Origin of the sequence: Burkholderia sp. Tr-20390, assembly GCF_017104595.1 — a bacterium.
Lineage (GTDB): Bacteria > Pseudomonadota > Gammaproteobacteria > Burkholderiales > Burkholderiaceae > Burkholderia.
Genome location: NZ_JAAGPC010000033.1, coordinates 32682 through 47987, shown reverse-complemented (window position 1 = coordinate 47987; position 15306 = coordinate 32682). Strand labels below are relative to the sequence as shown.

15 protein-coding genes are annotated in these 15306 nt (G+C 66.5%); 4 read left to right on the top strand and 11 right to left on the bottom strand.

Features of this window, described 5'->3' with window-relative positions; translation table 11 throughout:
• Positions 1 to 109 precede the first annotated feature (109 nt).
• Positions 110 to 1027: a LysR family transcriptional regulator gene (locus G3N98_RS12265; RefSeq protein WP_175239731.1), complete on the top strand. Its 918-nt coding sequence runs from the start codon at positions 110 to 112 to the stop codon at positions 1025 to 1027.
• Between the two features lie 24 nt (positions 1028 to 1051).
• Here the strand turns inward: G3N98_RS12265 and G3N98_RS12260 are convergent, their stop codons facing one another.
• Both G3N98_RS12260 and G3N98_RS12255 read right to left on the bottom strand, forming a co-directional pair.
• Positions 1052 to 1681 (bottom strand): NAD(P)H-binding protein, encoded by a 630-nt coding sequence (locus tag G3N98_RS12260; RefSeq protein ID WP_206148320.1) that lies wholly within the window; start codon positions 1679 to 1681, stop codon positions 1052 to 1054.
• A gap of 126 nt (positions 1682 to 1807) precedes the next feature.
• On the bottom strand, positions 1808 to 2830 hold the full coding sequence (locus tag G3N98_RS12255; RefSeq protein ID WP_089472484.1) for an AraC family transcriptional regulator: 1023 nt from the start codon (positions 2828 to 2830) through the stop codon (positions 1808 to 1810).
• A gap of 246 nt (positions 2831 to 3076) precedes the next feature.
• Here G3N98_RS12255 and G3N98_RS12250 point away from each other — a divergent pair, with 246 nt between their 5' ends.
• Positions 3077 to 4027, top strand: coding sequence for an alpha/beta fold hydrolase (locus G3N98_RS12250; protein ID WP_089431378.1), 951 nt, complete (start codon positions 3077 to 3079; stop codon positions 4025 to 4027).
• A gap of 18 nt (positions 4028 to 4045) precedes the next feature.
• On the opposite strand, the gene G3N98_RS12245 is transcribed toward G3N98_RS12250, so the two are convergent.
• From G3N98_RS12245 to G3N98_RS12230, 4 genes are all read right to left on the bottom strand, one after another.
• Entirely contained in the window at positions 4046 to 5110 is a 1065-nt protein-coding gene (locus G3N98_RS12245) for a porin (protein WP_226273644.1), read from the bottom strand.
• Positions 5111 to 5347: 237 nt separating this feature from the next.
• A complete protein-coding gene (locus tag G3N98_RS12240) occupies positions 5348 to 6799 on the bottom strand; it encodes an aldehyde dehydrogenase family protein (RefSeq protein WP_206148319.1) in 1452 nt (483 codons plus the stop codon).
• Between the two features lie 29 nt (positions 6800 to 6828).
• Positions 6829 to 7623, bottom strand: a complete 795-nt coding sequence (locus G3N98_RS12235; protein ID WP_089430853.1) for a class II aldolase/adducin family protein — start codon at positions 7621 to 7623, stop codon at positions 6829 to 6831.
• Between the two features lie 141 nt (positions 7624 to 7764).
• Positions 7765 to 8721: a LysR family transcriptional regulator gene (locus G3N98_RS12230; RefSeq protein ID WP_241025879.1), complete on the bottom strand. Its 957-nt coding sequence runs from the start codon at positions 8719 to 8721 to the stop codon at positions 7765 to 7767.
• Between the two features lie 211 nt (positions 8722 to 8932).
• Here G3N98_RS12230 and G3N98_RS12225 point away from each other — a divergent pair, with 211 nt between their 5' ends.
• Positions 8933 to 10603 (top strand): GMC family oxidoreductase N-terminal domain-containing protein, encoded by a 1671-nt coding sequence (locus G3N98_RS12225; protein WP_089424955.1) that lies wholly within the window; start codon positions 8933 to 8935, stop codon positions 10601 to 10603.
• 67 nt (positions 10604 to 10670) lie between these two features.
• On the top strand, positions 10671 to 11618 hold the full coding sequence (locus G3N98_RS12220; RefSeq protein WP_089430852.1) for an MBL fold metallo-hydrolase: 948 nt from the start codon (positions 10671 to 10673) through the stop codon (positions 11616 to 11618).
• 46 nt (positions 11619 to 11664) lie between these two features.
• Here G3N98_RS12220 and G3N98_RS12215 read toward each other — a convergent pair whose 3' ends face one another.
• The 5 genes from G3N98_RS12215 to G3N98_RS12195 all read right to left on the bottom strand — a co-directional run bounded on the left by G3N98_RS12215 (position 11665) and on the right by G3N98_RS12195 (position 15220).
• The gene (locus G3N98_RS12215) at positions 11665 to 12228 is read right to left on the bottom strand and encodes a DUF924 family protein (RefSeq protein WP_069353676.1); all 564 of its coding nucleotides are present in this window, start codon (positions 12226 to 12228) and stop codon (positions 11665 to 11667) included.
• A gap of 83 nt (positions 12229 to 12311) precedes the next feature.
• A complete protein-coding gene (locus tag G3N98_RS12210; protein WP_089424952.1) occupies positions 12312 to 12581 on the bottom strand; it encodes a hypothetical protein in 270 nt (89 codons plus the stop codon).
• 11 nt (positions 12582 to 12592) lie between these two features.
• Positions 12593 to 13969 (bottom strand): aldehyde dehydrogenase family protein, encoded by a 1377-nt coding sequence (locus G3N98_RS12205; protein WP_089472483.1) that lies wholly within the window; start codon positions 13967 to 13969, stop codon positions 12593 to 12595.
• Between the two features lie 60 nt (positions 13970 to 14029).
• Complete coding sequence (locus G3N98_RS12200; protein ID WP_069353673.1) at positions 14030 to 14347, bottom strand: nuclear transport factor 2 family protein; 318 nt, start codon at positions 14345 to 14347, stop codon at positions 14030 to 14032.
• A 99-nt stretch (positions 14348 to 14446) separates the two neighbouring features.
• Positions 14447 to 15220, bottom strand: a complete 774-nt coding sequence (locus G3N98_RS12195) for an SDR family oxidoreductase (RefSeq protein ID WP_089425877.1) — start codon at positions 15218 to 15220, stop codon at positions 14447 to 14449.
• Positions 15221 to 15306 lie beyond the last annotated feature (86 nt).

The following is a 15306-nucleotide window of genomic DNA, read 5'->3' as shown; positions in this document are numbered from 1 at the left end:
CGGGAAACGGCCGCGCGGCTCGCGACCTCGTGCCCGATTCTGCCGTCACGGCATCCGACGAAAAATATGAACTAACATAAGCCGACTTCACGAAACGCGACGTATCGCCATGCTGACCCGATTGAGAGACATGGATTTGCAGCTGCTGCGGCTCTTTCTGACGATCGTCGAAAGCGGCGGCTTCAGCGCCGCGCAGGGCACGCTCGGCATGGCGCCTTCGACGATCAGCACGCAGATGGCCAAGCTCGAGACGCGCCTCGGGTTCCGGCTGTGCGATCGCGGCAAGAGCGGCTTCCGGCTGACGCCGAAGGGCGAACGCGTGCTGCAGTCGACGCGGCGGCTCCTGCACGCGATGGACGTGTTCACGCGCGATACGCAGCACGTGTCGGGCACGTTGCTCGGCGAACTGCGCATCGGGCTGTCCGAGCGGCTCGCACCGGACATCGTCGAATCGATCGCGACGAGCGTCGGCCGCTTCCGCGAACGGGCGCCCGATGTGCTGATCGAGATGATCGCGGTGCCGCCCGATGAACTGGAGCGCAGGTTGCTGAAGGGCGAACTGCAGCTCGCGATCGGCTACTTTTCCGGCCACCAGGCCGGCCTGCACTACGCACCGCTGTTCGTCGAACACCAGTCGCTGCACTGCGGCGCGCGGCATCCGCTGTTCGCGAAAAAGACCGTGTCGGTCAACGACATTGCGAACGCGAGCAATGTCGCGCGGCTCTACAAGACGACTACGTCGGGTGCGGCGCCACGCAACGCGCAACCGACCGCGTTCTCCGAAAACGTCGACGCCGACGTGATCTTCATCCTGTCCGGCGCGCATGTGGGATTCCTGCCCGACCACGTCGCGGCGCCGTGGGTCGCCGCGGGCAAGATGCGCCGGCTGCTCGCGAGCAAGCTGAGCCATACGGTCGCATTCCAGCTCGCGACGCCAAGGAACTGCGATGGCAGCGAAGCGCTGGCGGCGTTCACGGCGGCGCTTGCCGAACAGTTCGGCGGGCTCGACGGCTTCGCGGATCAGTGACCGGCGCGCGCCGCCCGCTTTGCGTCAGACGAGTCGGTCCGACGCAATGACCTGCACGCCCGGCCGCGCGTCGATTGCCGCGTCGAGCATCGCACGGGCAATCCGCGACGCGGGATTCACGCGCCACTTCGCCGGCAAAACAGGCCGGGCCACGTTCAACACGGACACCAGCAGCCGCTCGCCGAGCCTGAATTCGTCGCGGCTGCCGCCGATCAGGCCGGGCCGCACGTAAGTGAGCGACGCGAACCCGACGCCGGCGAGCGCCTGCTCGACCTCGCCCTTCACGCGGTTGTAGAAGATGCGCGACGCCGGATCCGCGCCGAGTGCGGAATTCAGCACGTAAGCCGGTGTGCCGTGGCGGTGTGCGAGCCGCGCGATCGCGAGCGGATAGTCGTGGTCGACGCGCCGGAATGCCGCCTGGGAGCCCGCAGCCCGCATCGTGGTGCCGAGCGAGCAGATCACGGCGTCGGCGTGCCACCAGTCGGCCGTGTCGGGCAGATGATCGAAATCGACCTCGAGCGCGCGCATCTTCGGGTGCGGCGACAACGGGCGGCGCGCGACGACGATCACCTGATCGACCCGCGCATCGGCGAGCGCGACTTCGAGGACGTGACGCCCGACGAGTCCGGTCGCGCCGACGAGCAGCAATTTCATGTCCGATCCTTCCGAGTAGAGCCTGCGTTGGCGAGCCGGGAACGGCCCGGCTTACGGCTTCCCCCATGATCGTCGGCCGACTCGGCGCCGACAACCCTCCAACATCTCCAAAAGTTACAGGGTGCGCTACAAACCCGCCGCCTGTCGCGACACGCTCGGCGCGACACCCGTCCAGCGCTTGTACGCCTGCGAGAACGACGACATGTCGCTGAATCCCAGTTCCTGCGCGATTTCCTTGATCGACAGCCGCCCTTCCGCGATCAGCGCCTGCGCGCGGGTCTTGCGCACCGCGCTCGAAATGTCCCGGAAGCATGCGCCCTCTTCCTGGAGCCGGCGCTTCAACGTGCGCTCGCTGGTGTTGAGCAACGTCGCGATGTCCTTCAGCTGCGGCGGCCGGTCGAACGGGCGCGTGGCCAGGTACTCGTTCAGGAACGATACGAGGTCGACGCGCGTCCGCCTGCGCGTGATCAGCTCGGCACACATGCGCTCGCACATCGCCGCGGTCGCGGCATTCGCCTGCGGCAACGGTCGCTCGAGATGCGCATGCTCGAACGTGAGCGTGCTGGCGGGCTGGCCGTGCCGGATCGTCGCGCCGAGCACCGGCTGCTGCGCGCCAGCGCCGGGGCCGGCACCATACGCAAGATCGAACGTCGCGAGTTCGAACGCGCTGCCGATCACGTCGCGCAGCACGCGGCACGTCGCGCCCATCGCGCGTTCGACGAAGAAGCGCTGCACGTTCGCGGCGAGCTCCGGCGACGCGTCGAACTGAATCACGTCGCGCGGCCCGGCCCGGCGGAACGTCATCCCGACGAAGGTATAGGTCAGCGCCAGGTAGCGGCCCGCGAGCGCGACCGCGTCCATGCCGGTCGCGCTGCTCAGCAGCCCGTAGCCGAGCAGCCCGTATGCCGAAAGCTGGTACGACAGGCCGACCTCGAGGCCGACGCCGGCCTCCCCGGCGGTCAGGTCGAGCAGGTTCGACGCAACGGCCAGCTCCTGCGCGGCCAGCACCGTGAAGTCCGGGTCGGCAAGCTGCTTCAGCGTGAGCTGCGACCCCTTGAGCAACGCCTGCGGCGCGATCTTGCGGTCGCGGCCGAAATCGATCATCAGCAGGACGGAAGCCGGGCTGCGGGCAAAGTTCCAGACATTCATCAGACGCCTCGCGACGTGGGTTGGCCTAGATTCTAAAGCGGTTGGCCCGCCCCAGCATGGATCGCGCGAGCCCGCGCGCCGATGATGAACGCCATCGCAACCCGCACGGCGTCGATCACCATGAAGCGTCCGTCGCTCTTTCGTGCTGCCCGCGCGCTGCTGCTGGCCGCCGGCCTGTCGAGCGCACCGCTCGTACCGGCACTGGCCCACGCCGCCGTTTCGCCCCATCCACCGGAGTCCGCCACCATGCCCAAGACCTACGCCGACCAGCCCGTCTGGCGCGACATGCAGACATTCCTTCCGACCGACTTCCAGTGGAAGGACGGCCGGCAACCGACGGAGGAATGGTGGTCCTGGCACGGCCATCGCATGCATCTCGACACGTACCGCAACCGCCAGGCGCGGGTGAAGGTGATCCTGTTCCATGGCGTGGGCACCAACGGCCGGCAGATGTCGATGATCCTCGGCGAGCAGCTCGCGCGCCGCGGCTACGAAGCGATCGCGGTCGACATGCCCGAGTACGGGATGACCGAAGTCGCCACGGGCAAACGGGTCCGCTATGACGACTGGGTGCGCGCGGGCAGCGACCTGATCGACGCGGAGCGCGCGAAGGACGGCCGGCCGATCGTGCTCTACGGACTCAGCGCCGGCGGCATGCTCACGTATCACGTGGCTGCGCTGAACGGCAAGGTCAAGGGCATCGTCGGGATGACCTTCCTCGACCAGCGCCTTCAGCAGGTGCGCGACGAAACCGCGCGCAACGTGTTAATGAGCCGCGTCGGCGGCCCGTTGATGCATCTCACCGCGATGACGCCGCTGAAATCGATGCGGGTGCCGATGACGCTCGCCAGCAAGATGTCCGCGCTCGTCAACGATCGGGATGCGCTGAAAGTATGGCTGTCTGATCGCACCTCCGCCGGCAACGCGATGACGATCGCGTTTCTCGATTCCTACATGTCGTACCGGCCGGCGGTCGAGCCGGAGGATTTCGCCGTGTGCCCGATCCTGCTCACGCAACCGGCCGCGGACCGCTGGACGCCGTTGCACCTGAGCGAACCGTTCCTGCAGCGCGTGCGGAAAGTGCCGGTGAAGGTCGTCATGCTGGACAATGCGGGCCACTATCCGCTCGAACAGCCGGGGCTGTCGCAGATGGTCGAGGCGATCGATGCGTTCTATCGGGAGGTGACGGCAAAGTGAATGCCGGGCGCGGATCGCCTAGAACACCGTTCGAACGCCGACCCGCAACACGCCCTGCCGCGCGCCCGACGATGCGGTGAACGTACCGCACACCGATGCGATCACGTCCTCGCCGCCGCTCGCCTGTTGATACACGGCACTCATGTAGACGTCGGTCTTCTTCGACAACAGGTAATCGAGCGTGATGCCGGCCTGGTTCGAATGATTGCCGGTCAGTTGCCGGTTGCCCTTCGCGTACAGGTAGTTCGCATACGCGAAGAAATCCGGCGCGAACCGGTACAGCCCGCCGATCTCGTAGGTGTCGACGTGCGCGCCCGTCAGCGTGTTGCGCGTATTCACGTACAGCGCGTCGAGCGCGAAGTCGCCGAATGTATAGCGTCCGCCCGCGCCGGCATTGCGGATGCCGAGGTGCCCGTTGTCGATTCCCTCTTCTTTCGAATACGTGTACGCCGCATCCAGCCGCAACGGCCCGTTGTCGTAGGACACGCCGAAGCTCGACAGGCTGTTGCTGCCGGTCTGCCCGGCGATGTTGCTGAAGCCATACAACGCGCCGAACCGGAACCCGCCGTAATACGCGGACGTGAACTTGATCGCGTTCGGTGTTGCGCCCCCGCCCGCCGTACGCGTGTAGTCGAAGGTGCCGAGCGCCGCGCCCAGTTTCGAGAACGGGCCGCCCGGCAGCTGGTACAGGCTGACATACGAAATCTCGTGCCCCCAGCGATGCAGCGACAGGTTGTCGAACATGTAGTCGAACTGCCTGCCAAGCGTCACGGTGCCGTACGGCGTGACGATGCCGACATAGGACTCGCGTCCGGACAGTGCGCCGCCGCGCACCGTGCCGCTGTTGATATCGGGCTGCGACGCCATGAAGACGAGCGCCTGGAACCCGCCGCCGAGATCCTCGACCGTGCGGATCCCGATCAGGTTGGGCGCCTGGATGCCGGACATCGCCTGAACCAGCGCCTTGCCGCCCGAATTGCTCACGTACGAAATGCCGTTGTCGACCAGACCGAACAGCGTGACCGAACTCTGCGCGTGCACGTGGCACGACACCATCGCCAGCGCGACGGCCATTGTCTTCATTCTCACGGATGCTGTCTCCAAACCGTCAGTGTCCGACGCACCGTTCGCATACGAGCGAACCGCACGCCGGACTGTCATTTTTATTAGTAAAACTATCTAATTGGCGCGTGCGGGATATGTGTTCCCCGCTCGATGCGCCGCCGTGGGCCGGTTTACCGGCGTCGACTGATGGATCGCGCGCGCCGTCGCCGGCCGAACCCGTCGATGACGGGAACGACCGGCGGCGAGTCGCGCGTGTTACAGCATCACGTTGATGACCTTCTTCTCGACATAGCTATACATTTCCTCGATCCCCTCTTCCCGGTCGACGCCGCTGTTCTTGAAGCCGCCCCATGGCACGCCGAGGAAGTGCGTGTTGCTGCCGTTGACGAACACGCTGCCCGCACGGATGCGACGCGCGGTGTTGAGCGCCTGCCGGATGTCGTTGGTCCAGATCGCGGCCGAGAGCCCGTATTCCGTGCCGTTGGCCATCGCGACCACTTCGTCGACATCACGCCATCGTGCGACCGACAGAATCGGGCCGAAGACTTCCTCGCGCCACAGCCGCATCTCGGGCGTGACATCGGCATAGACGGTCGGCTCGACCCAGAAGCCTTTTTCGAAAGCGTGCCCGGGCGGGCGGCGGCCACCCGTCATCAGCCGCGCGCCATGCGTCTGCGCCGGGTCGAGAAAGCTCATCACGTGTTCGTAGCTCTTGCGCGAATTGATCGGGCCCATGCCCGTGTCGGGCAACATCGGATCGCCGACGCGGATCGCGGCCACGCGCTCGACGACACGCGCGAGCACGTCGTCGTAAATGTCGTCGTGCACCAGCAGCCGCGAATTGGATCCGCACGACTGGCCTTGCCATGAGAAATTCATCCCGCGCACCGCGCTCTCGGCGGCCGCGTCCGGATCCGCGTCCGGAAACACGATCATCGGATTCTTGCCGCCCAGCTCGAGCGTCACGTGCTTGACGCCCACCTCCGCCGCGCTGCGCTGGATCGCCTGCCCGGTCGGCACGGACCCGATCAGCGCAAGACGCTTCACGTCCGGATGGCGCACCAACGCATCGCCGACTTCCGCGCCCGTTCCGTTGACGATGTTGAACACGCCGGCCGGCAATGTCTCGCGCGCGACCTCACCGAGCACGAGCACGGACAACGGCGACGTTTCGGGCGGCTTCACCACCACCGTGTTGCCGGTCACGAGCGCGGATGCGGTACGCGCCGCGGAGAACATCGCCGGATGATTGAACGCGGCAATCCGGCCGACGACGCCATACGGCTCGTACACGGTCATGTGCAGATGGCGGCCGGTGGCCGGGATCGTCTCGCCGTGCAGCCCGTGCACGAGCCCCGCGTAATAGCGCAGGCTGCGCACCGTCTCGTGCATGCTCGCAAGCGTCGGCACGTAGGTGTTGCCTGAATCGAGCACCTCGATGCGTGACAACGCCTCCGCGCGTTCGAGCAAGCGCTCGCCAAACCCGCGCAACAGTTCGCCGCGCTCCTCGCCGGTGCGTTCGGCCCACGCGGGCCACGCGCGCTGGGCCGCATCCACGGCCCGCGCGACGTCCTTGCGCGAGCCGGCTGGCGCGCGGCCGATCACTTCCTCGGTAGCCGGGTTGATCGACGCCGCCCACTCGCCGGTCTCGCTTTCCACCAGTTCGCCGTCGATCAGCAAACGGCCGGTTATCCACTGCTCGTCCATACTCGTCTCCTCGATGATTCGATCGCCGGTCAACGCGCGCCCGTGTGTTGCTCGTGCTGCACGCGCCGCTTCCACAGCGCCCACGGGCGCTCGACCTGCGTTTCGATGTTCGCGCACGCGGTTGCGGCTTCCTGCTCGCTCAGATAAACCACGTCACCCAGTTGCAGCGCCTCGATCTGCATCCGCGCGTTCACTTCCGCGTAGACCGCGCGATACACGGCCTGCTTGAGCGTCGGCGCGACCACGGTCGAACCGTGACCGCGCATCAGTACGAACGCCGCACTGCCGAGCCGCTGCGCCAGCGCCGCGCCGAGCGCGTTGTCGCGCACGAGCAGGTCCGTCGCATCGCCGGCGGTATCGCGAATCTCGAACACCGGCGTACCCGCGCCGAGAAATCCGCTCATGTGGCACACCGGCCGCAGCGGCGTGCGTTGCGTCACGCTGAACGGCAGCACGGTCGGCGAATGGCTGTGGACGATCGCCTGCACGTCCGGACGCGCTTTATAGATCTCGCCGTGGATGAAACGCTCCAGATAGACGGCGCGCCCGCCGGCATTGACCGGCACGCCGTCCAGCGTGAATTCGACGATGTCGTCGATGCCGACGGTGCCCGGCGCCATGTTGCGCGCCAGCAGGAAGCGCTGCGGATCCTTGTCGTGACGGACGCTGACGTGACCGAAGGCATCGACGATGCCCTGGTCGAACAGGATGCGGTTCGCGCAGACGAGATCCTCGACGAGCGCGGGATCCGGCGCATCGGCGGGACGCCCGGCATCGTCCGCATACGCGGCTGCGCCGCCGGATTGAAGATGAAGAGTACACATGGGTCGGCCTGTTTTCGGGTTGACTGGCAGTGCGCACGCCCGCTTCGCGTCGCGAGGCGGACCGTCAAGCACCCGGCCAGCTTAGGACCGCGCCGACCATAGGTCTATTAGCTATTGATCGCCAAACAGATAGCCCGATGACTATGAATTCGGGACGCCCGCTGCCGCGCCCGGCGACGCGGAATCGACGATGAACTGCACGAGTTCGGCCTGGAACGCCGAGAAGCGCTTGTCGTCGCGATGCACGAGATAGATCGGCACCTTCATCGACAGCTCCGGGCGATCGAGCACGACCAGCTCGCCGCGCTCGACCTCCGCACGCACCGCCGACGCGAACATGAAGCTCACGCCGAGGTTCTCGCGCACCACGTGTTTCATCGCCTCCGGATGCCCGAGTTCCATCACGACCTTGCGCTGTTCGAGGCCGCGCTCGCGCAGCAGCGCCTCTTCGAGCTCGCGGCGCGGCTGGTTGCGCGGCGTGCTCACGAACGGCACGCGGCGCAGGTCGAGATCGCCGGCCGGCTGCGCGGCCCACGGGCTCGACGCGCCGCACACGAGCAGCAGTTCGTCCTCCCACACGGGAATGGTCGCCAACCCTTCGAGATCCTGATTGGCCGCGATCAGGATGACCGCGAAATCGCAACCGCCGACACGGGTCGCATCGACGGCCGCCTGCGGCGTCAGGATCTGCACGGTCACGAGCCCGTCGGGCTGCCGCCGGTGGAACTCGGCGAACAGCGGCGGCAACGCGTACGAGCCGATCGACATCGACGTCGCCACCACCGCGGTGCCCATTTCGCCCTGTTCGAGACCGGCGAGTTCGCGCTCGACCTCGCGAGTGCGCGTGATCACCTCGGTCGCCCAGCGATAGATGCGCTCGCCGGCTTCCGTGAGTGCGATGTTGCGGCCGGCGCGCTTCACGAGCGCGTAGCCGAGCCGCTTCTCCATGCTGCGCACGTGCGCAGTCACGACCGGCTGCGCGATGCACAGGCGGTCGGCCGCGCGCGTGACGCTGCCGAGCTCGACCACCGTGCAGAACACCTCGAGCTTCTGAAAAGTGAGATACGAATCGAATCCGCGCACAGTCCCCTCGCCCATAGCCATCCGGGTATCGGATGGCACCGTAATACGTATTGGAAGATATGTTTCAGGTTACGCACAATCGAATGAACCCACAACCGAGAGGCCTGCGTTCAGGCCCACCTGGAGACATCATGGTTCGTTCGACGTCTGTTCCGGCCGGTCGCCGCGCCCCGCGTTCGCGGGTCGCGCCGGCCTGCCCTGCCGCCCGGCACCGCGAGGTGCGTCGATGAAAACCGATACGTACGACTACGTGATCGTCGGCGCCGGCTCGGCCGGTTGCGCACTCGCCTACCGGCTCGGCGAGGACCCGAACGTCCGCATCCTCGTGATCGAGGCCGGCGAGCAGGATCGCTCGCCGTACATCAAGGTGCCGCTGACGTGGGGCCAGATCCTGAAGAACCGGCTGTTCGACTGGGGCTATTTCACCGAGCCGGAAGCCGGCATGGACGGCCGCCGGATCGAATGCGCGCGCGGCAAGGTAGTGGGCGGCTCGTCGTCGATCAACGGCATGGCCTACGCACGCGGCGCGCGGGAAGACTACGAAGGCTGGGCCGACGAATTCGGCCTGACCGACTGGTCCTACGACGCGGTGCTGCCGTACTTCAAGCGCTCCGAATCGTGGGAGCGCGGCGAATCGGCGCTGCGCGGCGGCCGCGGCCCGCTCACCGTGATCCGGCTCGACTATCGCGACCCGTTGGTGGGTGGCTTCCTCGACGCGACACGTGCCTGCGGCTATCCCGAGAACGACGACTACAACGGCGCATCCGTCGAAGGCTTCGGGCCGATGCAGGCCACGATCCGCAACGGCCTGCGCTGCAGCGCCGCGGTCGCCTACCTGCGCCCGGCGCTCGCGCGCGGCAACGTCACGCTGGTGACGGGCGCCCTCGCGAAGCGCATCGTGCTCGATACCGACCGGGGCGCGCCGCGCGCCATCGCGATCGAGTATCGCCGGGGCGAATCCGACTACCGCGCCGATGCGCGCCGCGAAGTCATCCTCTGCGGCGGCGTGATCAATTCGCCGCAACTGCTGATGCTCTCCGGCATCGGCGCGGCCGACAGCCTGCGCACGCACGGCATCGCGTCGACGGTCGAATTGCCCGGCGTGGGCACGAACCTTCACGATCACATCGTGTTCGACCTGCGCTGGAGCCGCAAGGAACCCGGCCCGCTGCACCGGATGATGCGTGCCGATCGCATCGCGTTCGACGTCGTGCGCACGTTTGCCGGCGGCAACGGCTTCTCGAGCACGATCCCCGCCGCCGCGCTTGGCCTGGTCAGGAGCCAGCCTCACCTGCCGCTGCCGGACGTGCAGCTGATCCTCGCGGCCGGCGCGATGAACGCCGCGCCGTATTTCGAGCCGTTCAAGCATGCGTATGCCGATTCGTTCGCGATCAAGGGCATTTTCCTCACGCCCGAAAGTCGCGGACGCGTGTCGCTGAAGTCGGCCGATCCGGCCGAGCATGCGCGGATCGAACAAAACTTCCTCGCCACCGAGAATGATCGCATCGCTGCGCGGGAGATGTTCCGGCGCATGCGGGAAATCGGCGCGCAGGCCGGACTGCGCCCGTTCATCGACGCAGAGATCGCACCGGGCCCGCAAGTCCAGAGCGATGCAGATGTCGACGCGTTCATTCGTCGCATCGCGATCACCCTTCATCACCCGGTCGGCACGTGCCGCATGGGCCGCGACGACGATCCGGCGGCCGTGGTGGATACGCAGATGCGCGTGCGCGGCGTGGCCGGCTTGCGGGTGGTCGACGGCTCCGCGATCCCGCGCATCATCCGCGGGCCGACCAACGCGCTGATCATGATGATGGCCGAACGCGCGGCGGATTTCATGACCGGGAAAGCCGTGCCGGTGCCGCAGGCGCAGGCACGCGCCACGGCACGGATATAGACAGTCGCGCGCGGGGCAGCGCACCACGCCCCGCTTCGATTCATTCCAATTCATTCAGGAGACACCGATGACCCATTCCTGCGGGCATGCGCATTGCCATGCGCACATCACGAATGCCGAACCGCATGCTTTTTCCCTCGCGCTCGGCAACGTCGAAATCATCCGGCTGTACGACACGACGCTGCTCGGCGAAACCGCGCAGAGCTGGCTGCCGGACTTCGACCGCGCACGCGTGGCGGAACACGAGCACTGGCTCGCGCCGACACACTACGATCCCGAAAGCGGCCGCATCCCGATGCCCGTGCACAGCTGGATCGTGCGGACCGGCCGGCATACGGTGCTGATCGACAGTTGTATCGGCAACCACAAGGAGCGGCCGGGGCTGCCGGAAATGCACCGGCTGTCGACGCGCTATCTCGACCGGATGCGCGCACTCGGCATCCAGCCCGAGGAGATCGACTACGTGATGTGCAGCCACCTTCACGCCGATCACGTCGGCTGGAACACGCAGCTCGTCAATGGTGTGTGGGTGCCGACCTTCCCGAACGCGCGCTACGTGATCTCGCAGGTCGAGCACGATCACCTGGTCCGCGCGATCCGGGGCGAAGGCCCCGCCGGCCCCGCGTGGTTCAGCCCGATGTACAACGACAGCGTGCTGCCCGTGATCGAGGCCGGCCAGGCCACGATGTTCGACGACACCTACGAGCTCGACGACACGTTCCTGATCCGCCACGCGCCGGGCCATTCTCCGGGTCACGTGCGCATCGAGCTGACGTCGCAAGGCTCGCGCGGCGTGTTCAGCGGCGACATGCTGCACTCGCCGATCCAGATCCCGTTCTGGCAATGGAGCAGCAAGGTCTGCGACGATCGCACGCTCGCCGCGAAGAGCCGCTTCGAGCTGCTCGCGCATTGCGTCGAGCACGGCGCACTGCTGCTGCCCGGTCATTTCGAGGCACCGCACGCGGGGCATATCGTCGATACGGCCGGCACGTTCGGCATCGAGTTCCTGCGCTGACGCACGCATGGCCGCCACGGCGGCCATGCCGCGCGAACCGGTGGGCTCATCCGGCGAAGCCGCCGGATGCGAGAAAGCGCGCCTCGTCGGGCGTCGTCTCGCGGCCGAGCAGCGCGTTGCGATGCGGGAAGCGGCCGAAGCGCGCGACGATCTCCCGGTGCCCGATCGCATGCGACAGCCACGGCTGGCCGAGCCTGCCGTTCAGTTCGACGGAAATCCGCTGGTCGTCGAGGTCTTCGGAATGGGCGAACGGCAAACAGAAGAACAGGCGCAGCGGCCGCTCGACCTGCGCCATCTGATCGTGCTCGTACGCGTGCATCGCGAACTGCCGTGCGAGCGCGTCGGTCGCATACATGCGCGCGGTGCCGCGAAACGCATTGCGCGGAAACTGGTCGGTGAGCAACAGCAGCGCGAGCGTCCCGTATGGCGTCGACAACCAGCCGTCCAGCTCGCGCCTTGCAGCGGCCAGGTGCGTATCGAGAAAGCGCTCGCGAAAGCGGCGATCGAAATCGGGATGTTTTGCGAACCATTGCGCGGGCCCGGCATCGATCCAGAACGTGATGACGGCCTGCGCCGGCGGCGCGGCAAACAATGGCATATCGATCTTCATGGCGAAGAGATGAACGACGGGTGGATGGAAGCGGCACGTCGACGACGGCCGTGCCCGCACCCGGCCCGTCGTCCTCCTGCGATTCAGGTGCGTTGGAACAGCAGCGTGGCAGCCACCGCAACCACGGCCGGCACGCCGAATACGATCGCGAGGATCGGCAGCTCCTCGCGTACGCCGTAGCCGGCCCGATGCACGCCAACCCACAGGTTGGCCAGCGAGACAACGAGCCAGACCGGCACGAACGCCTGGGCGGCAAACGCCAGCGATGCCGCGTGCGTGCCCCACAATTGTCCGAACAACAGGAACACGGCCAGCAACAGCACGCCGGCGACGATCGTCCAAAGTGTATGCATCGTGCCCCCGGTTACGCGAAGACGCCGAGCATCTTGCCGATGTCCTTTCCCGCATACGGCGGGAACACGTCGAGCACCGCGTCGGGATTGCCGATCAGCATCGCTTTGGTATTGCTCAACGCGTCGAAGCCGGCCTTGCCGTAGTACTTCCCCATCCCGCTGTTGCCGACGCCGCCGAACGGCAAACTGTCGATCCAGCAATGCAGGTTGGTCTGGTTCACGCATCCGCCGCCGAACGACAGGCTGTTGAGCACGCAGTCGATGCTCGCCTGCCGCTTGCTGAACACGTAGCACGCGAGCGGCTTCGGCTTGCGCTTCATGATGCCGACGATCTCGCGCAGTTCGCGGTACGGCAGCACGGGCAGCACCGGGCCGAACACTTCCTGTTGCATCGCCGGATCGTCCCAGGTCGACGGGTACAGCACGGTCGGCTCGACATAGCGTGCCGCGATGTCGTGGCGGCCGCCGTGCACGACCTTGTCGGCGACGATGTAAGACGCGACGCGTTCGGCATCGTGTTCGCTGATCATTCGCGCGAAATCGGGGCTTTGTTGCGGATCGTCGCCGTACATCGCGGTGATCGACGCCTTGAGCTTCGCGATGAAGGCCTCGGCCACCGATTCATGCACGTACACATAGCCGGGCGCGATGCACCATTGTCCCGAGATCGCGTTGTGCCCCCACGCGACACGGTCGGCCGCGATGTCGAGATTCGCGGTTTCGTCGACGATGCATGGGTTCTGCCCGCCGAGTTCCAGCAAGACCGGTGTCAAATGCTCGGCGGCGGCGCGCATCACGACCTTGCCGACCGCCGAGCTGCCGGTGAAGAAGATGAAGTCGAACGGCAACTCCAGCAATGCGCCGATTTCCTGGCGACCGCCCGTGACGACGGCGACGTCCTCCGGTGAGAAGTACTGCGGCACGAGCCGGCTCAGCAGCGCGGCCGTCGCGGGCGTGGTGTTCGCCGGCTTCAGCACCACCGTATTGCCGGCTGCCAATGCCGCGATCGCCGGATCCAGCAGCAACAGAATCGGCGCGTTGAACGGGCCGATCACGAGCGTCACGCCGTACGGCTCCTTGTAGATCATGCCGGCGTTGCCGGCCGCCTCCAGCGCCGGCGGAATCGCCACTGTCTGCGGCGCCATCAGTTCGTGCAGATGCTCGCGGTAGTAGCGGATGACACCGGTCGGCACGGAGATTTCGAACAGTTGCTCGAACGGCGGCTTGCCGAAATCCTCGTACAGCGCCGCGCACAGCGCGTCCTGGTGATCGTGCAGCATCCGCTCCATCCGGTCGAGCTGCGCGATGCGCCATGCAAGGGTTTTCGTGACGTCCGAGTCGAAACGCGCACGTTGCGCGTCGAGCACGGACTGGTAGGGGTTCGACATGGTCGCGTTCTCCTTGGGGAAGCCGCCGGCCGGAGCGGCAACGGGCGGCATGCGGACGGCTCAGGCCTGCCCGATGTCGAGCCGGGTAATCCGGCCATCGGCGTCGACCCGGAACTTGAAGTACGTACGGAACGTGCCCCAGCGATCCGAATGAAACCGGCCGTGGATCTCGAGCCCGTCGTTGTCGACGCGATCGATCGTCGTGAAGCGCTCGGTCCCGATCGCGTCCCGGTTGAATGCGTGCAGGTCTCGTGGCCGGCCGTCGTCGTACAGCGTCGCATCGGGCGCGAACAGCGCGGCCCATGCCGCGCCATCGCCTTGCTGGAGCGCGTCGATCGCGCGCCGCACGACCGGATGGTGGAGTATGTCGGTGTTCACGATGCCGATCCTCGATGAAAGACGGCCGCCCGTCGTCCTGCCCCGACGCGTGACGGGCAGGCAACGCGTGCCGGGCAAAACACGGGCAGCCGAGGTGTGTTACTTGGTCGTATAGCCGCCGTTGATCAGGATCGTCTGGCCGGTGATCCACCAGCCGTCGCTGACCAGGTGACGAATGAACGGCACGACGTCCTCGATGTCGGTCAGCCCCGTCTTCGAATACTTCGACAGCGCGGCGGCCGTCTTGTGATACGCGACCGCGTCCGCCCCCTCCTCCGGATAGAAGAACGGCGTGTCCATCGGGCCGGGCCCCACTGCCGTCACCGAAATGCCGCGCTCACCGAACTCCTTCGCCGCCGCGCGCGTGTAGTGCTCGACGGGCGCCTTCGTACCCGCATACGCGGCGTAATAAGGCGTGAATGCGCCGAGCAGCGCCGTAACCAGCGAGACGATCTTGCCGTTGTCGTTCACGTGCCGCCCCGCTTCACGCAGGAAAAAGAACGCCGACTTCGCGTTCACCGCGCTCATCTGGTCGTATTCCGCTTCGCTGATTTCGGTGAACGGCTTTTTCAGCACCTTGCCGACCGTGTTGATCGCGATGTCCGGGCGGCCGACCGCCGCAACCGCATCGGCGAACAGCTTCTCGACGGCCGCCGCGCTCGTCAGGTCCGCCTGGAATGCGACCGCCTCGGCGCCGGCCGCCTTGATCGCCGCGACCGTCGTCTCCGCGTCCGCCTTCGAGCCTGCGCTGTTGTAGTGAATCGCGACGGCCTTCGCGCCATGCGCGGCCAGATCGCGTGCGATCAGGCCACCCAGGTTCTTCGCGCCGCCGGCGATCAGTACGGTCTTGCCCTTGATTTCATGATTTGCCATTTCGCTCTCCTGATTCATTTCCTGTTCGATCCACGTCCGGGATGACGTTCCGGATCAGTGGCCACGCGCCGGCTGCGGCCGGCCGC